Raw genomic sequence first — 22053 nt, forward strand, 5'->3', positions numbered from 1 at the left:
AAGAAATAAGTTTCACGAAAAAGCAGAAAATCGTGAAATAATTTCACGAATTTTCTGCTTGTTCATAATTTAGTCATTTATTTTTACAGATCTTACATAAAAATCCTACATATCACTGGGGTTATTTTGAAGTGTCTGTTTTGGAGTCCGTTCCTGTCTCGGGTTTCTTGTCAGTGCCTGTCTCTGGTTTGGTCTCTGTCTTCGGCAAGTTGATCTTCACATCTAATTTAGGAAGCTCCACTTCCATGAATTTATTCATGTTCTCGCCGGATACTTGTCCACGCAGAGATTCTTTTTGATCGCTCGTAATTTGATCGAAGGTTTTCTCTGTTCTGGATTCCACTTTCATCACATGGTAACCATATTCGGTCTCAACCGGATCACTGATCGTGTTCAGCGGAAGCTCAAGAGCTGCTTTTTTGAACGCTTCAACCCATGTTCCTGCGGCCGTATCTTTGTATAAGCCACCGTTTTCTTTTGAACCGGTATCATCGGAGTATTCTTTGGCAAGAGCAGTCCAGTCCGCATTCGGTGCTTTAAGCTTCGCTTGCACCTCTTTCGCACGTTTCAAGGCTTCTTCTTTCGTACGGGTTTTGTTATCTGCCGTTGTCAGACCTACAAGAATGTGGCGTACGGAAGCAATCGTGAAATCATTTTTCGATTTCTCAAATTCCGTTTTAATTTGGTCATCCGTTACTTTGGCATTGAAATCCGATACCACAGTAAGCAGACGCGTCATATAGCTAAGTACATCAGCATCCGTCAGCTTGTACTTGTCCAACTCGGCTTTATATTGGTCTCCTGCTGACTTCTTCATCTGATCTAATTGCTCTTGCGCTTTTTTCTTGCCGTCTTCCTTTGCTTTATCCGTTGCTTTTTCAGCTAAAACTTTGTAAGCAATTTGTTGCTTCAACAAATACTCTTTGAACTGATCCATCGTTACGATTTGTTCGTATTGCGGATAGAGGAATGTCATCATGCTTAATTCTTTATTGAATTCATTCTCTGTAATCTTGCCGTCTTTGTAAGTAGCTACCACCGTACTATTATCTGCGGCAGCACCGCTCTCATTTTTCTTGCCGCATCCCGCGATTAACGATACAAGAAGCACCGCCACCATGGTGAGCATCAAAACCTTCCAAGAATTCTTACGACTACTTAACAACATCCTGCAATTCTCCCTTCGTTTTGAATGCTTCTTTAGCATTTTTCAGCACATCTTCCAATAGCTGCATCGTTTGCGAGTCATCTAACCCTTTGCACCGTACATTCATTATAATACTTGGGCCCTGTTCAAAGCGAATTCGCTTGTCGAATTGGCCGCCTAACAATGCTAATTTCTCACGATGTATCTGATCTGTCTGACTTGCTGCAATCTTGATATTAACGTCTTCACCCTTCTGGGAGATAGACTCCATGCCATATAATCGACCATATATTTTGAGACGCGCCACCGTGAGCAAATGCTCGACAGCAAGCGGCAAATCGCCAAACCGATCGACCAACTCTTCAGACAACTCATCTGCCTCTTCAAAGGTGCGAAGCGCTGCCACTTTCTTATAGATTTCAATCTTCTGAATACTATCATAAATGTAGTCAGATGGTAAATAGGCGTCGACGCTAAGGTCGATGACGGTCGAAATCTCCTTCGGCGGCGGTGCAGCTTCGCCTTCAAGCTCGGATTTCCGCTTCTGAATTTCATCCGCTAACATCTGCGAATACAGATCAAAACCGACGGACGCAATAAACCCATGCTGCTCCGCGCCAAGCAGGTTACCTGCTCCACGTATAGACAAGTCCCTCATGGCAATCTTGAACCCTGAACCAAGCTCCGTAAATTCCTTGATCGATTGCAGACGTTTCTCTGCAACCTCTGTTAACACTTTGTCCCGTTGATACGTAAAATACGCATAGGCAATCCGATTGGATCGGCCAACCCGTCCACGCAGCTGGTACAGCTGAGACAGACCCATTTTATCCGCATCATGAACGATCAGGGTATTTACATTCGGAATATCGACACCGGTCTCAATGATACTTGTACTGACAAGTACATCGTATTCGCCGTCCAAGAAGTCAAGAATGGTCTTCTCCAGTTCTTGCTCAGACATTTGACCGTGACCTACCGCGACTCTGGCATCTGGCACGAGTGCTGTAATCTGTTCTGCCATCTGGTAAATGCCTTGTACGCGGTTATATAAATAGTATACCTGTCCGCCGCGCGCTAATTCACGTTCGATGGACTCACGTACGAGCGCATGGCTATGTTCGACCACATAGGTCTGAACCGGAAACCGATTCTCCGGCGGTGTCTCTATGACCGATAAGTCTCGAACACCCAGCATGGACATATGAAGCGTCCGCGGAATCGGTGTTGCCGTTAGGGTAAGCACGTCCACATTCGTCTTCAGCCGCTTAAGCTTCTCTTTGTGCGAGACACCAAACCGCTGCTCCTCGTCCACAATAAGCAGTCCTAAATCTTTAAATATCATATCTTGCGACAAAATACGATGCGTACCAATAACCACATCCACCGTACCCTTCTTAATCCCTTTGATCGTCTCGTTCTGCTCTTTCTTCGAACGGAAGCGACTTAACACTTGAATGTTCATCGGATAGCCAGCGAACCGCTCGCGGAAGGTTTCATAGTGCTGCTGCGCCAGAATTGTGGTCGGAACAAGTACCGCGACTTGCTTCCCTTCCATCGCGGATTTGAAGGCCGCTCGTACTGCAACCTCCGTCTTACCGTAACCTACGTCACCGCACAATAGGCGATCCATCGGTACATTCTTCTGCATGTCCTTCTTGATCTCTTCAATCGCGCGCAGTTGGTCGACGGTCTCGTCATACGGGAACATCGCCTCGAACTCTTGCTGCTCTGCCGTGTCTTTCTCGAAGGCGAATCCAGGTGCGGATTGGCGTTCTGCATAGAGCTTGATCAAATCATCTGCAATATCCTGCACAGAGGAACGAACTTTGCTTTTTACTTTTGCCCAATCATTTCCGCCTAATTTATAGATCTTCGGCTCTTTCTCTTCTGAACCGACATACTTCTGAATCATGTCAATCTGTTCAATCGGTACGGATAACTTGTCGCCGCCCGCATACAGGATATGAAGATAATCTTTATGAATGCCGTTAATCTCAAGCGTTCCAATCCCCATATACTTCCCGATCCCGTGGTTCTGGTGCACGACATAGTCGCCAACCTTCAGCTCGGTGTAACTCTTAATGCGTTCCGCATTATCCACTTTCTTATCGAACTTGCTGCGAACCTTGCGCTGCTTCTGCGAGAACATCTCGCCTTCTGTGATGACGACAAGATGAATGGAAGACAGCTCAAAACCTGTCTGCAGGTTGCCCTTCAGAATGGTTGGCTCATCAATCTGATAGTCTTGCAGTACGCGGCGCATGCGCTCTGTACGTTCCTCATTGCTAGCCAGCATAATGACTTTGGCGCCGAGCTTTTTCCACCGTTCCATCTCAGCCTTGAGCAAATTCATTTGACCATGGAAATCCTGCATCGCACGGCACATGAAATTGACAATGTTCTGCGGCTGCGTATGCGGAATTTGACGTAGGAATAGGGACAGGAATAATGTCTGGAACGGACGGTGATGAATCATTTGATCCGCAGCATGGCCCAGCACGAAGCTTGGCATGGACTTCCCGTTCTGCATCAAATGCAGATTCCACTCGGCCTCATCCCGCTCCAACTGCTTGCCCGTCTCCAGAATGCGTGTCGGCTCCTCCATGATAAGCATCGTATCCGACGGCATATAATCAAATAACGTTTCCCGCTCTGGGAACAGCATCGAAATATATTTATACATATCCGGAAAATAAATCTGCTCGCGCAGCATTTCCATCTCACGGCCGATCTCGTCACGAAGCAATCCCTTCGCGGTACGATCGCTCATCTTCTCCAGCTGCTTCTCTAGCAAATCTGCAGCATGCTGCGCGGCATTATGGAAACGACGTTCGTCCGCTATAATCTCTTTACTTGGCGGGATCATAATCTCCTGCAGTTTATCTACGGAGCGCTGGTCTGTAGGATCGAAGGTACGAATCGAATCGACCTCATCTCCGAACCATTCCACACGGCACGCAAGGGGCGCAGTCAGCGGATATAAGTCCACGATGCCTCCGCGTACGCTCATCTCACCTCGGGATTGAACCTGCTCCACACGCTCGTATCCGAGCTCATTCATTCGCTTCATAAAAGCGTCGATTTCAATGGTCTGGCCCACTTTAATATCCATATGGGCATGCTTCATGATCTCTTTGGTAGGAATAAATCTGCGCACGCCGGAATAAGGCGCGACGATTATGCCCCGGAATCCGCGTGAACACTTCATTAAGACATCGATGCGCTGCGCTAACGTTTCAGGGCTCGAAACCGCCGATTCCGCTGCGACAAGCTCGTTGGCTGGATAGAGCATCACGTGTTCCGGAGATATGCACTCCTGCAAATCTTCTGTTATTTTCTGAGCTGAGAACATATTATGCGTAACAATCAAAATAGGCCGTTGCAATTGCTCGAATAACGCTGCAATAACAACCTGCCGCGAGGAACCTGCTAATCCGGAAATTAGCTGTTCCTTCATGCCGGATTCAAGACCTGCTACGATCGATTTAAAGTCGCGGTCCTCTGATAATGCTTGAATAAGTGCGTGTAACAAACGCTGGCACCTCTCTCTTAATAGCTCACTCTTTCATAACCAAGTAGAAACGGCTTCGCCGTCCTTCATGACGGGAAGCATTCATAAGTATTATATCTTGTTACAAATAAGCCTCGGCGAACAAGCCAAGGCTTCATCATGACAGCTACCCTCTATTACTGCAATGGGTTCGACAGTAGCGTTAATTCTGGATGGGTGTCTAATGCCTCCTTGCAATAATCGCAAGTGACACGAACGGTGACATCCCCGTTTGAGTTATACGATATTATATCGCTGCGTTCTTCGGGGGTCAAGGAATGGAAACCCAGCTGCATTTCATTCACATGCGCATGATCAATGCGGCCAAGCGAAGTCCCGCAATGTCTGCAAATATAGTTTACTGACATATATGCCTCCTGAGAGTAGGATATACCCCCAGTATGCCCAATGATCACAAAATTAGCCGTCTTTTCCAATTCCAAATTCATTAGACATTAAACTTCGCCATCGTCTGCTCAAACGGATTCTTCACGGCAAATTCTAGCGCATCGCAAGTGCGGTCAATCATTTGCTGTAAAGGTTCAGCTTCAGCCTTCGGGAAGTTATTCAGTACATAATCGGCAATATTGAAGCCTTGCTGCGGACGGGATATGCCCATTCGAACTCGGTTAAAGATTTGTGTCCCTGTATGCTGAATAATGGATTTGATCCCATTATGACCGCCTGCGCTGCCTTGATACCGCAATCGGATTCTACCGACCTCTGTATCCAGATCATCGTATACGACAATTAAGTCTTCTAGACTAACTTTATAGTAATCCATAAATGCGCGAACCGATTCCCCTGATAGGTTCATATACGTCATGGGCTTGATCAGTGCTACCTTCACACCGTTGACTTGTCCTTCCCCAACGAGTGCTTTGCATTTATTCTGCGTGACCGCAATATTCCAGCGTCGTGCCAATTCATCCACTGCCATAAAACCTACATTATGACGCGTCTTGTGATAAGATGTGCCCGGATTTCCAAGTCCGACAATCCATTTCATAGCTAATAATTTCCTCTCTATGCAATCTGCGCTTAAACCTGCTGCGGTTGAACGACAAGGGTTACTTCTCCCCCGGGGGAGCTGTAACCCTTCATCATCTATACCCTACATCTTGTATTATTCAATTTCGAACAATTTACTAATCGACAATTCTTCATGCACACGGATGATTGCTTCACCCATTAACGGTGCAACAGACAATACTTTCAACTTGCTTGTTGGATTCGGATGTGTAATCGGAATCGTATCGGTTACGATAACTTCTTTGATCGGAGCATTCTCAAGACGCTCCATAGCAGGACCGGATAGTACAGGGTGAGTACAACATACATAGATGTCTTTTGCACCCGCATCGCGAAGCGCATTAGCTCCTAGTACGATTGTACCCGCTGTATCAATAATATCGTCAATGATAATCGCTGTTTTGCCTTTTACTTCACCGATAATGTTCATAACTTCACTCACATTCGGCTCTGGACGACGTTTGTCGATAATCGCAAGCGGCGCCTTTAGGAAATCAGCAAGTTTACGAGCACGTACTACCCCACCATGGTCAGGTGATACGACAACGACATCTTCGAATTGTTTCGAGCGGAAATATTGCGCCAAGATCGGCACACCTAGCATATGATCCACTGGGATATCGAAGAAACCTTGAATTTGCGTTGCATGCAGATCCATCGTGATTACACGATGCGCCCCAGCTGTTTCAATGAGGTTCGCAACCAGCTTCGCTGTGATTGGATCACGTGAGCGAGCTTTACGGTCCTGACGCGCATACCCGTAATAAGGGATGACGACGTTGATGCTTTTTGCGGAAGCACGTTTCAATGCATCTACCATTACGAGAAGTTGCATCAAGTTATCGTTAACAGGCGCACAAGTCGATTGTACGACATATACGTCACATCCGCGGACACTTTCAGTCAGCTTAATATGAATTTCGCCATCACTAAAAGCGAGCGTCTCCGAATCCCCCATTGGAACACCAATATGCTCAGCAATTCGATGTGCCAAGGTTGTATTCGAGTTACATGTAAAAATCTTTAACTTTGAATCGCAATAAGCCATAGAATAAAAACCCTCCGTGCCGGTCGTTGTATAGTCATTGATGTGATCGTAACCTATGTTAGTCTTGTTCTCATGAATATTCATACTTATGAATTTCGCTCTTTCTTTGCTTTCGCACGGGCACGCAATTTCTCTGCATATCCCGGTTTATTCACTTGACGTTCTCTGGCAATCGCCAGCTCGTTCTCTGCTACATTATGCGTTATCGTGGAGCCTGCCACAACATATGCGCCTTTGCCTACCTTAACGGGTGCGATCAAATTGACATTACTGCCGACAAACGCATCGTCTTCAATCTCAGTAATAGATTTATTATACCCGTCATAGTTGACCGTAATCGCACCACAGCCAATATTTACGTTTTTGCCAACGGTCGCATCACCAATATAACTTAAATGACTTACTTTGGCACCATCATCTAGCGTTGCATTTTTTATTTCTACGAAATCGCCGATTTTGACGTGTTGACCTACACGTGCGCCTGGACGCAAATATGCGAAAGGACCCACGCCGGATTCATTGCCCACGACAGCCTCGGAAAGAACGGAATGTTTAATGATAACCCCGTCTCCGATCTCAGAATCTTCGATATCTGTTTGCGGACCAATCACGCAATCACTGCCAATCACCGTCTTGCCGCGAAGCATTGTTCCCGGATAAATAACGCTGTCTTGGCCGATCGTCACATCAGCCCCAATATAAGTTGAAGCTGGATCAATAATCGTCACACCGTTAATCATATGATTACGATTAATTCGTGCGCGCATGAACGCTTCTGCTTCAGCAAGCGCTACACGATCGTTCACGCCAATAGCTTCCGCTTCATCGGCCGTGCAATACGCATCAACGACATCTCCTGCTGCGCGTAAAATACCGATAACATCTGTCAAATAATATTCTTGTTGGGCATTGGTATTGGTAACTTGCTCAAGCGCAGCAAAAAGCTTCGCATTATCGAAGCAATAGGTACCTGTATTAATCTCTTGTACAGCTTGCTCTTCTGCCGTGCAATCTTTCTGCTCCACAATCTTCTGAACAGAGCCATCGACACCACGAATAACTCTACCGTATCCCGTAGGATCCGCCATGTTCGCTGATAGAATGGTAGCCGCTGCACCTTTCTCTTCATGCAACGCAATTAAACGCTCTAATGTTGCTTCTGTAACAAGCGGAGTATCTCCGCAAACAATTAACGTTAGTCCTTCTTCGTGACCGAGCAACGCCTTGGCTTGCTTGACCGCATGTCCTGTTCCTAGTTGCTCTTCTTGCAGCACGTATTCCGCACGATCGCCTAAATAAGATTTTACAGCATCCGCACCATGACCGACAATAACAACTGTCCGTTCGCAGGATGCGCGTTGAACCGTATCTACGGCATGTCCTACCATCGGCTTCCCGCACACTGGATGCAATACTTTGTACAATTTAGACTTCATGCGTTTACCTTGACCTGCGGCAAGCACTACTGCCATTCTTTTCAAAGGTTCCTACCTCCCACACGCTTCTCAACTATATGCTATAGGATCTAGTAAGACTAAAGTTGCATATGAAGCACATGTTAATCAGTTCACTACTGAATATATCGTATTCTCGCCAAAAAGAAAAGAGAGCCGACTTCCGGCTCTCTTCCTCTAAGCGCTTTCGCAAAAATTTAAGCTCCCTCTTCGATGACTTCTTCTTCCGTAGCTGCGCGCTCATATTCAGCGAGAACTGCTGCTTGAATCTTCTCGCGAGTTGTGGAAGAGATCGGGTGAGCTATATCGCGGAATTCGCCGTCTGGCGTCCGCTTACTCGGCATTGCGACGAACATTCCGTTGTTTCCGTCGATGACACGAATATCGTGTACAACGAATTCATTGTCAATAGTGATGGAAGCAATCGCCTTCATTCTCCCTTCGGAGTTGACGCGGCGGAGCCTTACATCAGTAATTTGCATGTGTGTGTTCACCACCTTTTTCCATCAGAGACTTGGTGTATAATTCCACATCTTCATGCTAATTCCTTCTTTTATTTGCCAATGTTATGAATAAATTTCGAATTTAATTTTAAAATTTAGGAGATTCGACATTTGTCGATTTAGATCGACGCGATCAATTCAATTTCGACAAGTACATCCTTTGGTAACCGCGCCACTTCAACAGTTGAACGGGCTGGTTTATGATCGCCGAAGTACGTGGCATAAATACCGTTCAATTCTGCGAATTGATTCATATCTTTAATAAATACAGTTGCTTTAATGACGTCATTGAACGTCGCACCCGCTTCAGCTAATACAGCCTGCAAATTACGAAATACTTGGTGTGTTTGCTCTGCAATTCCGCCTTCGACGACTTGTCCTTCTAAATTGAGAGGGATTTGGCCGGAGGTAAATAATAAGTTGCCAAATTTCATAGCTTGTGAGTAGGGTCCGATCGCAGCAGGTGCTTGTGTAGTCGCTACAGCTTCTAGTTTCATATTATTTCTTCATCCCTTCAAAATAGTTCCCCGGTTCAACCGAAATTTGTTTTGTTTTGAAATCGATATGCGTTAATTTCGCTAATGAAATGTAATCATTGTCACTTAGTAACCGTTCATCACTCTCAATGTCACCGGCTTCTACAAGTACGCCGACACCTGCGACAACTGCTTCGAATTCATGGAGCAAGTCGATCATGCCTTGAATTGTTCCGCCTGCCTTCATGAAGTCATCGACAATGAGTACCCGAGACTTCTCTTTCAGCGCCCGACGCGCTAATGTCATCGTATGTATGCTCTTATTCGATCCTGAAACATAGTTAATGCTTACAGCAGAGCCTTCAGTCACCTGATGATCACGGCGTACGAGTACGACAGGCAAATTCAACTGTGCTGCTGTGGCATAAGCTAACGGAATCCCCTTGGTCTCTACTGTCATGACCACGTCAATATGCGCATCCGCAAACGCAGCAGCAATCATCTTCCCTACTTCATTCATCAGTGCGGGCTGCCCCAATAGGTCGGTCATATACAAATAACCACCAGGTAAGATGCGATCGGGTTCTTCCAATTTACGCGATAATTGCTCAATGATAGGTAATGAAATGGACTTTGGCATACGTGGAATATATTTCACGCCTCCGGCAGCCCCTGCAAGTGTTAATAGATCGCCCATACCTTCCTCTTCGAAGACCTCTTTAATGATAACGAGATCCTCGCTAATCGAGGATTTGGCCGCAGAATAACGTTCAGCGAACGTGGTTAACGGAATCAATGTGTGGGGTCGGTGTAACAGAAATTGTGTCATTTCCACCAGACGGGCGCTTCTCTTTAATTTTTTCATTCTACTCCCCCTCCGCTAAATCCGAATATTATATTCAGAATATAACACTTTTGTACGGATTCTATCAAGAATTCCGTGAAATTATGTGAGCATGCGTACCGCGTATACTTCCTTACAGAAGCCGCGGAGTCCATTATAGATTCTAGACACTTTGGATTCTTTCGATACCAATCCAAAAACGGTAGGACCGCTGCCTGACATTAATACACCGTCCGCACCAAGTTTGATCATGGCATCTTTTAACTGATAGACCTCCGGATATAACGACAGGGTGACATCCTCCAAGACGTTCCCTAGCTGACCGCATACCTCGTGGAAGTTCTGCTGCTCAATGGCTTGCACCATCTGAGTCATGGAAGGGTGGCTCTGCAACTTGTCTGCTCTGAACCGACCGTACACGTCTGCGGTGGATACGTTAATGGGCGGCTTCGCTAGCACGACCCAACATTGCGGTGGGTTTGCAATCGCCTCAAGCTTCTCTCCACGCCCTCGTGCAATCGCCGTTCCCCCTGTTACACAGAAAGGCACATCCGATCCTAACTCGGCTCCAAGCTCCTGCAATTCGGTCTCCGGGATATTTAACTTCCAGAGTCGGTTTAATCCGCGCAGCGTTGCAGCGGCATCACTACTTCCTCCGGCAAGGCCAGCAGCAACCGGTATTTTCTTATCTAAGTGGATATAGACGCCCTGCTTCACGTCATAACGGTCTTTAATGAGCTTTGCGGCTTGGAATGCCAGATTCTTCTCATCTAACGGAATATACCCTGCTTGGCTCGATATAATGATCGTATCCCGTGGCAATTCCTCCATCTCTAGTCGATCGGCCAAATCCACCATCGTCATGACCATTTCCACTTCATGATATCCGTCTTGCCTTTTATGTAACACGTCCAGCATCAAGTTTATTTTTGCAGGCGCTTTCTCATATACTTTCACGGCCTTCACCTACTTTATCGTTTCGAAAGTTCCCATCTTTGCATGAATCAAGGAACAACTTAACATATTATATCAGAATCATATATTGAAGTCATATGAAGCCTTTCGCTTAGATATAGAAAAGCGAAGAACGCCTGTAACGGATTCTTCGCTCATGATGTTTATTTTTTGGAAGCAGCTTGCTCAGCTAGCTGAATGGCGCGTTTTACCATGTTGCCTGCGTCTTTTGCTCGAATGGAGCTCCAGCCTTCTTTTTCGACCGTTTCGTAAAATCCTAGATCTTTGGCTAACTCCGTTTTTAATTCTTCTGACATGACACTTCTTCTGCGGCCCATCTCAAGTCCTCCTTAACGGGAATGTAATAAAATAATCTGTGCTGGAGTTGATTTGTTGCCTACAGTTAGTATGGCTGTTCTCGGTTCAAATCATACCTTGTGTAACACGTGTATTGGCAAGAAAAAAGGCAGCCCCGAAGGACTGCCGTGATGCTTGTAAAAACAAACTTTAATTCTGGATATACGTGATGCGTACCTGACCATCGTCATCGCACACGGTCACTTCCACAGATTCCGTCAATATATCGGCGTAACTGTATGAAACCCGCTTAAAGGCGTTCTGTTCTTGATCAAGTTTAACAATGAAAACAGATGGGTAGATTTCTTCAAGAACACCGGTACGTTCAATGGTCTTTCGGCGACCACCGTTTGCTCGCAGCAAAATCTTCTGCCCGACGTGGGCTTCTAAGCTACGTTTAATTTCCAACAGCGCATTTTTAGCCATTGTCAACTACCACCTCTTTCCTTGTCCATTATAACCAATTTAGGAGGTGATGTCAAACAAACGAATTATTATATCAAGCAACATTAAAATTTGTCAACGGCATTTTTGCGAATTTTTAAATTTTTTATGCTAAAGTACCGAAGGAGTTACCTGTAATGTGGATAAATCCCTAAGTTTTGGCAGACCAATGCGATAACTTCCACGTGTTTCGATGCCGCCTACGCCATCCGTGCCTGTAATCGTATGATGCAAAACTTCCAGCACGTTTATGGTTTCTCGAATTGGCGTAAATGATGCTTTTGCGGCAACATAGACCGGATCCAATGCATGGATGAGTATTCGCCCTGGCGAACTAGCGAAGTTGGCGCCTGCTTGCAATAACGCCTCAAAGTGGGACTGACATGCACCGGCAACAATATTCAGCGTATCGAAATTTTTCTCATATTGTCTGGCAGTTTTCACAGCATTAACGAAGTGCTGCGAGTTTTTGTAACTCGACAAGCTATACAGATCACGGCTCTTCAAGTTCTTGTAGACACCGTCATGCCCTGTTATCACGACAATATCAGGCTTCGACCGAGGAAGTAACCGATAAAGTACATCCGCCATGTTAGCTTCCGTCACATAATGACCTTCAGCTGGAACACGCAGTTGATTATACAGGTCAAGACTTTTCTTCAAATAGTTCGGGTCACCATCAAGATGAAGCACCTTTCCCGGCACCTCAAAAAAAGGCTGATGGTTCATCATCTTCTGATTTAAATCCGCTTGGTTTCTTTCCGTCTGTACACGGCGATGCTGCTCTAAGAGTCGCGTTGATTCCTTCGCACGAATAAATGCTTGCTTCTCTTTATTCCGCACAGGCTCCCCGTCAACTACGCTAATTAGATCATTTGCAGGGGCATCCGCTAACAAGCGGAAGTCTGTGCCCTTAATTACGGCGAAATCCTTAATTATCGTTTCAACGCGGAAGGTTACGTCTCCACCATACGATTTTCGAACGACAAGGTCTCCTTGCTTCATGGGCCAAATCACCTCTTCTGTCTATCGTATGGGCGAACGCACGGAATGGTGCCAGCGTCTTTTATTGGATTTAAAGATCGTGGCTAACCGTTATCCCCTTCTAGGTCCGGTTCGCTGCTAATAGCACATCGCTAAGACGTGCAAATTCTTCGATGCTTAGCGTCTCGCCACGACGTGATGGTTCGATACCCGCTTCACTCAAGACGGCTTCCAATGCTTCTCGGCCACCTTCGTTGAAGTAACGCGCCTTCAGGTTATTCGCGATCGTCTTCCGACGTTGCGCAAATGAAGCTTGTACCACTTGGAAAAAGTGGGCCTCGTCCGCTACCTTAACCGGAGGCACTTCACGAACCTTTAGTTTAATCACGGCGGATTCCACATTCGGCTGCGGGATGAACACGGTATGCGTTACGGTACAGACTAATTCCGGTTCACAATAGTATTGCACGGCAACGCTTAAGCTGCCATACTCTTTGCCGCCTGGACGCGCAGCCATTCGATCAGCGACTTCCTTCTGAATCATGACGACGATATTCTGAAGCGGCAGCCGTTCTTCAAGCAGTTTCATCAGGATAGGTGTTGTTACATAATAAGGGAGATTAGCGACAACGCTAACCTTACGCACGTCCGTGAAATTCTGCTTGAATATCTCCTGTAAATCCACCTTCAACACATCGCCGTGAACCACTTGCACATTTGGATACGGTGCCAGCACGTCTTGTAGGATCGGAATCAGACGCGGATCAATTTCCACGGCAGTCACCTGTTTCGCAGTCTGTGCCAAGCGTTCCGTAAGAGCTCCGATGCCCGGTCCGATCTCTAAGGCACCCATCGTTTCATCCAGATCGGCTGCATCTACGATTTTGCTCAATATATTCATATCAATGAGGAAATTCTGTCCCAAACTTTTCTTAAATGAAAACCCATGCTTCCCAATAATATCTTTGGTCCGCTTTGGTGTTGCAATATCTACTCGACTTTGCGATTTGTGCATGTCGTTCATTGGTTCTCTACAGCCCTTCATTTTCAATTTGCTCTAATGCCGCTAGAAACTCCTCACGGCTGATTTGAAACATCCCACAGCGCTTATAGAACTGCTTCCCATTACAGTAACCTATACCTAGAATGTTCCCAATCGCCCTTCGGCGTTTGGCAGCCTGTGGATGGGTAATTAGTCCTGCATTGATAAGATCTTCCCAATCAATCAGCTGCTCTGCTCTCTGGTAATCTGTACGCAAATTAGCAAGCGCTTGGCGAATGATATCTGGCGATGCATTCTCTACCCCGATATCGCCTTTATATGTAGCATCGGCTTCTTTCAGGAAGGCATGCTTACATCCTGGAACACGTGCCGCAATAATTTTACGTATACGTTCTCCTGCATGATCTGGATCCGTCAGGATGATAACTCCCCTGCGCTCCTGTGCCAGCGCAATTCGCTTCAGAATCGCATTATTAATGGCCGAACCGCCTGTCTCAATCGTATCGGCCTCTACGGCCCTGTGAATGGCGGCAGTATCGTCTTTGCCTTCTACGACAATGACTTCTTTAATCATCCCACTTCCGCTTCCTTTCAAACCTTTTTCCACGCAAAAAGAAGAGGTTTCCCTCTTCTTATCATGGCATAATTATGTTGTTAATACTATATGATTAATACACGATTGGCAAATGATGCACGCACTTAGCTTGTGCATCTCATTAGCTCGCCGACGGTTTGACCGGTCCAATAACATATACCGTATGCCCTCTCTTACGACCGAACTTATTCGCATCGCGAAGAGAATCAATGTACACGTCAATCTTATTGCCCTTAATGGCGCTGCCTGTATCCTCCGCACGGCGGAAGCCTACTCCTTCGATGTATACCCACCAACCTATGGGAATAACATTCTTATCGACAGCAATGGTGCGCCCTTCGGATACGGTCGTTCCTGAAGCCGTCCGCGTTCCAATGCCTTCCTCTTCAGAAGAATAAGCAGTTAGTGTCACATTACTTAATTTTTTGGAATATTTGATATTCTTACCTAGACCTTTAAAGGTCTTAACGCCCGGTCCGTCTGAAAGCGATAAAGTACGGACTTTAGCCTCAGGTTTCTTGGTGCCATAGGCAACAATTTTGTGTTTGGTCGTCACACTATAGGACTTATCGACCATTTGACTTGAAACCAATTGTCCGTCTTCGAAGACCTTTTGGATCTTCTGTACAACGACGCCTGATTTCCCTTCTTGCACGAGCTTCTGTTTACCGACGAGTAACGTTGCATCCGGCTTCTTCACGAGGTTAAACGGTACAGTTACTTCGCGGCTTTCTGTTTTGGTCTCGACACGGGTAATCTTAATATCCATATTGTTCGAGATCGTTGCATCGAGCGCTGGAGTTACTTTATCTTGATCAGAAAGTTTTATGTTAGCAGCTGCGATTACTTTGTCGACTGTCTTTTCGGTCGTGAACATCGTTTTTGTCTGACCATCTGCAGTTACAAGCACAGGTATTGCTCGCCAGATTTCTACGCTGTCACCATCCTTTAGCTTCGATTGAAGCGGCATCGACAGCTTGTCGTATGCTCCGACTTGTATAGCTTGTTCATCCAGTAGGTGCTGTAATAATGAGTTCGTCGTTTCGACCTGGATATGTTGTCCGTCCACAACCAAGGAAATTTCCTTCTTGGCATAAACGTTCAGCACCACCATTAACATGAAAGTCATCGCGAGTGACACAAGTGCCACGAGTGATATCAGACGCAAGTTGTCATGCATCCATCGCAATGCGAAAGACATGCTGGATGATCGTGTACTAGGGGATTCCTCGTTCTGGAAAGCGCCCACGTCTTCAGACCTCCTTCATAGTCCCGCCGTCAGGTGTTACGCATGATAAAAATTGACGTGACTATATACTGTATTTTTGCAGAACCCCTCTTTGTCTTGCTCTTGGGAATTCTACACCATCCTTTGTAAGGTACGTCCCCCACCTCCTGTTTGTAACAGTATGACGACCTGCTCAACTTTATTCAAAAGAAAAGAAGCCTATCGTAAGAGGGTCTCTTTCGTGGCTTCCTGTTGGAAACAATAAGTTGATGGCCGCACGAGGGTACCTCTCCCTGCACGCTTACGAGGTTAGCTGTCGGATTCGGACGTGAGAGTCGCCCTAAGGATTCACTCTCGCTCATGGCGAGAAGCATCCTATTCACCCCATTAAGAAATCAATTATGAACCTTCATGAGGTCCATATCGGTTCCCCCGCTCTCCAATTTGGAGACTCAGCGATACAAAATGGATGGAACAATATTCAAACTTCTGATTTGAATCATACTCTGAATGCTCCATGCTTGTAAAGAAGACATCAAACTCATTTTTGAACATTATTGGTTAAAATTTTGTAATATTCGTTAATTTTTCGTAACTAATCCACTTATTTTATCTGTTTTACTACTTTTTAATCTCGTTTGCTCTGTTTTTCATCCTAGACGAAAACATTCATGCGCATTTTCCATCGTTATTTTTGCAATTTGTTCCAATTCCATGCCTTTTATTTCCGCTGCAGCCTCTGCGACCAAGCGTACGTATCCGCTCTCGTTTCGCTTCCCACGATATGGGTGGGGTGTCAAATATGGGGAGTCTGTCTCGATCAAAAAACGGTCATTTGGGACTTTCGCCAACACCTCTTTTGGAACTCTTGCATTCTTGAACGTAATAGGACCTCCGAATGAGATGTAGAACCCTAAATCAAGACATTCTTTCGCAATTTCCCAACTTCCCGAGAAGCAATGCATGACCCCGCCGATTTGTTCTGCATGTTCTTCCCGCAAAATTCGTACAACATCCTCATGTGCATCTCGGTTATGGATGGAGATCGGCATATTGAGATGCTTGGCCAATTGAATTTGCTCACGGAATACGCGATGCTGTACCTCCTTAGGTGAGGTATCCCAATAATAATCTAATCCGATCTCCCCAATCGCAACCACCTTCTCATGAGCGCATAGCTGCTCAATCCATTCCAAGTCGCCTGGCTGCATCGTAATCGCATCCTGTGGATGCCAGCCTACCGCTGCGTAAATAAAATCATAGGTCTCAGCTAACTTCATCGTACTCGGAATGGTCTCCCGGTTAAATCCGATGTTAATCATCTTGCTAACCCCTTGCTCCAAAGCACGGGCAATGACTTCTTCACGGTCTTCATCAAATTGTGGCGCGTCGAGATGGGTATGTGTGTCGAATAACATAAACCTGAATTCTCCTTTTTCTGTCTGAATTTGTAGATGTGATGCTTCTATAATTAGGATGGATCCATGTCAAATAATCTGGAAATTTGCGGATCTAACAAATGTTGTGCCGCTTTAAGCTTATTGTCGGGAAAGTACAAATGATATTTTCCTTTACGAATTCCGCTAATGGAGCGTACAATTTCCGACACTTCCGAAATTTCCTTCAATTTTTCATGCTGGTCTAATAGAATAATTTGCTTGTCCATTGGATTATCGCCCGATCGATAAATGGAGTACGAGAGATCTGTCGGCGAATCGATGACCAGATCATATTCAGGATGTAGTCCGGCGTGAACAAACTGTTGACGGATGTAATCCTGCTGCACTTCGTCCAAATGATCCAACATTATATATTTATACAATTTGCGTTCCATAAACCGGTCGCACAAGTCAGATAGGATCTCATCCTTTTCCTGTGTCCACTGCATAAATACCGCTTGTACAAACGCTTCATCAAGACGTATGTATTGCTCCATTGAAATCGTTCCTTCAAATAAAGAAGGCAGAGGTTCCAACATAAATCGGAATTCAAATCCACGATCGTATAATTCATGGGCTCTCTTGAAAATTTGGCGCAAGATAATCTCGGAGCTTCTTGTCACAGGGTGAAAATATACCTGCCAGTACATCTGATATCTGGACATCAGATAATCTTCCACCGCATGCATGCCGCTCTCCTTGACGACAATTCTTCCTTTATAGGGTCGTAAGACCCGTAAAATACGATCCATATCAAATGTTCCGTAATTGACGCCCGTAAAATATGCATCTCTGAGCAAATAATCCATGCGATCCGCATCCAGCGCGCTGGAAACCAAATTGACCACAATAGGTTTATCGTACGTCTTCTGAATAACGGATGCAACCTGCTCTGGAAAATCATCCGAAATCCGTCTGAGTACGGCATTAATTTCTGATGGTTCCCGAATAATCCGACACGTCCAGTCCTCGTGGTTCATGTGAAAGGCCTCTTCGATGGAATGCGAGAAGGGACCATGTCCTAAGTCATGCAATAAGGCAGCACATAATGCAACGAGTCCCTCTTCCTGCGGCCAGTCGGCATAACCGCTTCGTTCAAATTGCGAGATAATCCTCCGCGTAATCTCGTATACCCCTAAGGAGTGAGAGAATCTACTATGTTCCGCACCATGAAACGTCAGATAGGAAGTACCTAATTGTCGAATTCGACGAAGACGTTGAAATTCTCTCGTATTAATTAGATTCCAAATCGTCTGATCTTGTACGTGAATATACTTATGAACGGGGTCTTTGAACACTTTTTCTTCTGCTAATTGGGAATACATGATCCATTCATCCTCTCTTTTCATCTAATAAAGTCGGACAGATAGATGTTTTGTCGAATTGTGTCATTGTCGAATTTCCAATTGATTCCTTTCAATTCCCAATTTGAGAATCTCCTATAAACCTCTCTATAACAGCAATCATAGGGTACCCCATATATTAACAAGATTAGTATATATTTTTTAGGTTGACTATTTTGGGAATGCTTGGTACTATTATATTCATGAAAAACATAGAACTATGTCGACATTTGTCGATTCTGTAATTGGCGAGAGGAGCTAGAACTTAAATGATGAAATCTACTGGCATTGTAAGAAAAGTCGATGAATTAGGCCGTGTCGTTATTCCTATTGAACTTCGTCGTACACTAGGCATCGGAGAGAAGGACGCGCTTGAAATTTATGTTGATGGTGAGCGCATTATGCTCAAAAAATATGAGCCTGCTTGCATCTTCTGTGGTAATGCAGAGAACGTTACATACTTTAAAGGAAAAATTGTTTGTCACGAATGTGTATCTGAGATCCCTACCCCTGTGACAAAATAAGAAAAGTAGTATATAATAGATTTATTGAACATTGTTAATTCTAACCTTTTTATATCTCCTTGGTACCTTCGAGGCATGAACGCTGCCCAGAAGGTACATTTTTTTTGTGCAGATTCACAAAATAATCTGGATGTTCTTCTTACCACAATAGGACCTGATAGAGGTTTTTCTCATAATAAGGCGTTATAGATATCTCTTCGAGAAACATTACGATCCCCCGCGGCCTGCTTCATCGCCTCTTTTCGATTCCCGCCGTTACGTTCCTCATAATGGGCAACATGCTGTTCAATAGATAGACTCTCCCACCATACCTGTTGTGCATCCGTGGCTGTTCCATCCGATGGTTCAACCACTAGACAATACTCTCCTTGGGGTGGATGTTCCTCTAACCATGCCAGACATTCCTCGATGGTTCCACGGGCGAATTCCTCATATCTCTTCGTCAATTCTCTAGCCATGACCACCCGGCGATTCCCTAATACACGATGCATATGCTCTAATGTCTTCGCTACCCGGTGAGGCGATTCATAGAATAGCAAGGTCCCTTCGGCGAATTGGAGTGATTGCAGCATACCTTCAATCGATTTCTTATCACGCGGTAAAAATCCGACAAACGTAAACCGATCGGTGGGCAGTCCGGACACGATTAATGCCGATAATGCTGCATTCGCTCCCGGGATCGGTACAACGGGAATCGCTTCTTCTATAGCCAGTGCAACAAGATCGGTGCCTGGATCCGAAATCGCTGGTAATCCAGCATCGCTGACAAGTGCAATATTTTTTCCTTCTATTAAATAACGTATCAGTTCGGGTCCGCTTGCATGTTTATTATGCTCATGATAACTGTACAATGTTTTGGATGGAATTTCAAAATGTGTCAACAGCTTACGTGTTTGCCGCGTATCTTCAGCAGCAATGACATCTACTTCTTGCAGTGTGCGTACCGCACGATATGTCATGTCTTCTAGATTACCGATCGGTGTAGCTACTAAGTAAAGCGTACCTGTTGCATTTCCGGACATCGGTTGAAAACTTTTCTGTACATTCCAAGTCATTCGTCTAATCCCTCTTTAGGTCCGTAATAGATTTGCATCAATTCATCGCAGTATTCGTTGTTCTCATTATAGACAATGAGTGGGGGTAGTAACCGTAAATCGGGTTTACCATCGCGCATTGCTTCAATGAGAACCATATTGGCTTCAAGATTCGCTCGCGGATGAACAAATCGTATCCGTTTCGGTTCTAATCGATGCTCTCGCATGATCGTTATGATTTCTCCAAGCCGGGAAGGCCGATGAACCATCGTCACTTTGCCACCGGTTCGAATTAATCTTTTACATGCCACGACCACCTCTTCGAGCGTACATCCGATTTCGTGTCGGGCCATGGCCTGGTGATCGTTTAATTTGTGATCCCCTGTCTGCATTTTCATATAAGGCGGATTGACGGTAATGGCGTCATACACCTCATAGCCCACTTCTTTATAGTACTCCCTCAAGTCTCCTTGCACGATACGTATTCTCTCATCCAATCCATTGAGCTCAACACTCCGACGAGCCATATCATATAACCGCGGCTGAATTTCAATCCCTTCAATAGACGCCTTCGTCCGTGTCGACAACAGCATAGGCACGACACCGTTCCCTGTACATAAATCGAGAATTCTGCCTTGCTTCGGGATCGAAGAGAATCGTGCTAATAGAACGGCATCCATGGAGAAACTGAATACTTCGTCACTTTGGATAATTTTGAGGTCATGCGTCAGCAAGTCATCTATCCGCTCTGAAGGCTGTAAGCTTATCGGTTCTGTCACCACGATTTCCTCTTTTCTTCTATTATAAATACTTCTCTATACATTGAAAAAACCGTAGGTAGTCTAACCCTACGGTCGTTATTTATTCAAAAATGACAGACAGAAGAGGCAATCGCCTTCCGTCCGTAAATGTCCGTAATATACGTTACAAATATGGAATCCTTCATGATACAACCGGGCTAGATTGTCATGCCCCTCGCCGACGATGGCACTCGCTGCATTTGCAATCTCTTCAGCATTCATCATCTTCGCTTTGGAGGATTGCATCACCGCTTCCGTAGCGACCTCCGCAACCATTTGCTCCGTTGGCATCGACTCGAGTTTTAACACACGCCGCAATTGCTGGTTCTCCAGACTTAAACGTTTATTTTCTTCTAAAAGCTGCTTGATTACCAATTTGAATGTCCCGAGCTGGTCATGTAAGCTGCCAGCCTGCATTTCAATATCATGAATTTGTGTAAAAATATCTTTGTTCTCCAAGTTCCCACCCCAGAGCGCGAAATGATACGCTTATTTTACAACAACATCATCAAAAGGAAGTTCTTTCACCTTACCTAGATCGAACACTTGTACATGAACCGTACGTTCGCTTGCATTAATTCCTACAACTTTACCCTCACCGTAGGATGTAATGACAATCTTACCTGTGCTTGGCAGTTCTTCTTTGACACTTTCGTAATTATCATGCTCGAACTTCAAGCAGCACATCAGCCGTCCGCATAACCCTGATATTTTCGTAGGATTTAAGGATAAGTTCTGGTCTTTAGCCATCTTAATCGATACCGGCTCGAAATCACCCAGCCAAGATGAGCAGCATAGAATACGTCCGCAAGGTCCGATCCCGCCTAGCATCTTCGCTTCATCCCGAACACCGATCTGCCGAAGCTCGATTCTTGTTCGGAAAATGCTCGCCAAATCTTTTACTAGCTCCCTAAAATCTACGCGTCCTTCCGCTGTAAAATAAAAAATGATTTTATTGCGGTCAAACGTAAATTCAACGTCCACCAATTTCATCTTTAACTGATGGTCTCGAATTTTATCTAAACAAGTTGTCAGCGCATTTCGTGCTGCAAATTTATTCTCCTCAACAATACGTGCATCGTTATCATCTGCAATCCGAATCACTTTCTTCAACGGAAGCACGACGTCAGATTCATTAACGCTCTTCGGCCCAATGACAACTTTGCCGTATTCTACGCCACGTACCGTCTCCACAATCACATACTGGTCCTTCTCGACCGGCAGCTCTAATGGATCGAAATAATAGATTTTGCCCGCTTTCTTGAAACGGACCCCCACCACATTGTACACA

23 protein-coding genes and 1 riboswitch are annotated in these 22053 nt (G+C 45.2%); of the genes, 1 reads left to right on the plus strand and 22 read right to left on the minus strand.

Annotated features, from left to right (window positions below):
- Positions 1-121: 121 nt before the first annotated feature.
- The 18 genes from BVG16_RS30030 to BVG16_RS30115 form a co-directional block, all read right to left on the minus strand.
- Positions 122-1168 (minus strand): peptidylprolyl isomerase, encoded by a 1047-nt coding sequence (locus BVG16_RS30030; protein WP_078502887.1) that lies wholly within the window; start codon positions 1166-1168, stop codon positions 122-124.
- On the minus strand, positions 1155-4682 hold the full coding sequence (gene mfd / locus BVG16_RS30035) for a transcription-repair coupling factor (protein WP_078502888.1): 3528 nt from the start codon (positions 4680-4682) through the stop codon (positions 1155-1157). Before mfd ends, BVG16_RS30030 begins: the two co-directional genes overlap by 14 nt.
- Positions 4683-4837: 155 nt before the next feature.
- The gene (locus BVG16_RS30040) at positions 4838-5068 is read right to left on the minus strand and encodes an anti-sigma-F factor Fin family protein (RefSeq protein WP_078502889.1); all 231 of its coding nucleotides are present in this window, start codon (positions 5066-5068) and stop codon (positions 4838-4840) included.
- 80 nt (positions 5069-5148) lie between these two features.
- The gene (pth, locus tag BVG16_RS30045; RefSeq protein ID WP_078502890.1) at positions 5149-5709 is read right to left on the minus strand and encodes an aminoacyl-tRNA hydrolase; all 561 of its coding nucleotides are present in this window, start codon (positions 5707-5709) and stop codon (positions 5149-5151) included.
- 117 nt (positions 5710-5826) lie between these two features.
- The gene (locus BVG16_RS30050) at positions 5827-6780 is read right to left on the minus strand and encodes a ribose-phosphate diphosphokinase (protein ID WP_078502919.1); all 954 of its coding nucleotides are present in this window, start codon (positions 6778-6780) and stop codon (positions 5827-5829) included.
- An 86-nt stretch (positions 6781-6866) separates the two neighbouring features.
- Entirely contained in the window at positions 6867-8261 is a 1395-nt protein-coding gene (gene glmU / locus BVG16_RS30055; protein WP_078502891.1) for a bifunctional UDP-N-acetylglucosamine diphosphorylase/glucosamine-1-phosphate N-acetyltransferase GlmU, read from the minus strand.
- A gap of 170 nt (positions 8262-8431) precedes the next feature.
- A complete protein-coding gene (gene spoVG / locus BVG16_RS30060) occupies positions 8432-8716 on the minus strand; it encodes a septation regulator SpoVG (protein ID WP_018759486.1) in 285 nt (94 codons plus the stop codon).
- A gap of 140 nt (positions 8717-8856) precedes the next feature.
- On the minus strand, positions 8857-9234 hold the full coding sequence (locus BVG16_RS30065; protein WP_078502892.1) for a RidA family protein: 378 nt from the start codon (positions 9232-9234) through the stop codon (positions 8857-8859).
- Between the two features lies 1 nt (position 9235).
- A complete protein-coding gene (gene purR / locus BVG16_RS30070; protein ID WP_078502893.1) occupies positions 9236-10078 on the minus strand; it encodes a pur operon repressor in 843 nt (280 codons plus the stop codon).
- An 81-nt stretch (positions 10079-10159) separates the two neighbouring features.
- Entirely contained in the window at positions 10160-11014 is an 855-nt protein-coding gene (gene ispE / locus BVG16_RS30075) for a 4-(cytidine 5'-diphospho)-2-C-methyl-D-erythritol kinase (RefSeq protein WP_078502894.1), read from the minus strand.
- 161 nt (positions 11015-11175) lie between these two features.
- Positions 11176-11349 (minus strand): small, acid-soluble spore protein, alpha/beta type, encoded by a 174-nt coding sequence (locus tag BVG16_RS30080; RefSeq protein WP_078502895.1) that lies wholly within the window; start codon positions 11347-11349, stop codon positions 11176-11178.
- A gap of 169 nt (positions 11350-11518) precedes the next feature.
- Positions 11519-11794, minus strand: coding sequence for a biofilm formation stimulator Veg (gene veg / locus BVG16_RS30085; RefSeq protein WP_078502896.1), 276 nt, complete (start codon positions 11792-11794; stop codon positions 11519-11521).
- 129 nt (positions 11795-11923) lie between these two features.
- Positions 11924-12817: a sporulation peptidase YabG gene (yabG, locus tag BVG16_RS30090; protein ID WP_078502897.1), complete on the minus strand. Its 894-nt coding sequence runs from the start codon at positions 12815-12817 to the stop codon at positions 11924-11926.
- Positions 12818-12917: 100 nt separating this feature from the next.
- A complete protein-coding gene (gene rsmA / locus BVG16_RS30095) occupies positions 12918-13820 on the minus strand; it encodes a 16S rRNA (adenine(1518)-N(6)/adenine(1519)-N(6))-dimethyltransferase RsmA (protein ID WP_078502898.1) in 903 nt (300 codons plus the stop codon).
- Positions 13821-13827: 7 nt separating this feature from the next.
- Positions 13828-14373: a ribonuclease M5 gene (gene rnmV, locus BVG16_RS30100; protein WP_078502920.1), complete on the minus strand. Its 546-nt coding sequence runs from the start codon at positions 14371-14373 to the stop codon at positions 13828-13830.
- Positions 14374-14515: 142 nt separating this feature from the next.
- The gene (locus tag BVG16_RS30105; protein ID WP_078502899.1) at positions 14516-15643 is read right to left on the minus strand and encodes a 3D domain-containing protein; all 1128 of its coding nucleotides are present in this window, start codon (positions 15641-15643) and stop codon (positions 14516-14518) included.
- A 263-nt stretch (positions 15644-15906) separates the two neighbouring features.
- Positions 15907-16090, minus strand: a riboswitch (cyclic di-AMP (ydaO/yuaA leader).
- Between the two features lie 182 nt (positions 16091-16272).
- Positions 16273-17040 carry a TatD family hydrolase gene (locus tag BVG16_RS30110; RefSeq protein WP_078502900.1) on the minus strand — a complete coding sequence of 256 codons (768 nt, stop codon included), beginning with the start codon at positions 17038-17040 and terminating at the stop codon, positions 16273-16275.
- 53 nt (positions 17041-17093) lie between these two features.
- Entirely contained in the window at positions 17094-18386 is a 1293-nt protein-coding gene (locus BVG16_RS30115) for an HD domain-containing protein (RefSeq protein WP_078502901.1), read from the minus strand.
- Between the two features lie 287 nt (positions 18387-18673).
- Here BVG16_RS30115 and BVG16_RS30120 point away from each other — a divergent pair, with 287 nt between their 5' ends.
- Positions 18674-18928, plus strand: coding sequence for an AbrB/MazE/SpoVT family DNA-binding domain-containing protein (locus tag BVG16_RS30120; protein ID WP_078502902.1), 255 nt, complete (start codon positions 18674-18676; stop codon positions 18926-18928).
- Positions 18929-19098: 170 nt separating this feature from the next.
- On the opposite strand, the gene rsmI is transcribed toward BVG16_RS30120, so the two are convergent.
- From rsmI to BVG16_RS30140, 4 genes are all read right to left on the minus strand, one after another.
- The gene (gene rsmI, locus BVG16_RS30125; RefSeq protein WP_078502903.1) at positions 19099-19983 is read right to left on the minus strand and encodes a 16S rRNA (cytidine(1402)-2'-O)-methyltransferase; all 885 of its coding nucleotides are present in this window, start codon (positions 19981-19983) and stop codon (positions 19099-19101) included.
- On the minus strand, positions 19980-20741 hold the full coding sequence (locus BVG16_RS30130; protein ID WP_408635401.1) for a tRNA1(Val) (adenine(37)-N6)-methyltransferase: 762 nt from the start codon (positions 20739-20741) through the stop codon (positions 19980-19982). The genes rsmI and BVG16_RS30130 overlap by 4 nt, the downstream gene beginning before the upstream one ends.
- Before the next feature lie 78 nt (positions 20742-20819).
- Positions 20820-21221: an initiation-control protein YabA gene (locus tag BVG16_RS30135; protein WP_078502905.1), complete on the minus strand. Its 402-nt coding sequence runs from the start codon at positions 21219-21221 to the stop codon at positions 20820-20822.
- Positions 21222-21251: 30 nt separating this feature from the next.
- Complete coding sequence (locus BVG16_RS30140) at positions 21252-22052, minus strand: PSP1 domain-containing protein (protein ID WP_078502906.1); 801 nt, start codon at positions 22050-22052, stop codon at positions 21252-21254.
- Between the last annotated feature and the right edge of the window lies 1 nt (position 22053).

Source organism: Paenibacillus selenitireducens, from assembly GCF_002021565.1.
Classification (GTDB): Bacteria; Bacillota; Bacilli; order Paenibacillales; family Paenibacillaceae; genus Paenibacillus_K; species Paenibacillus_K selenitireducens.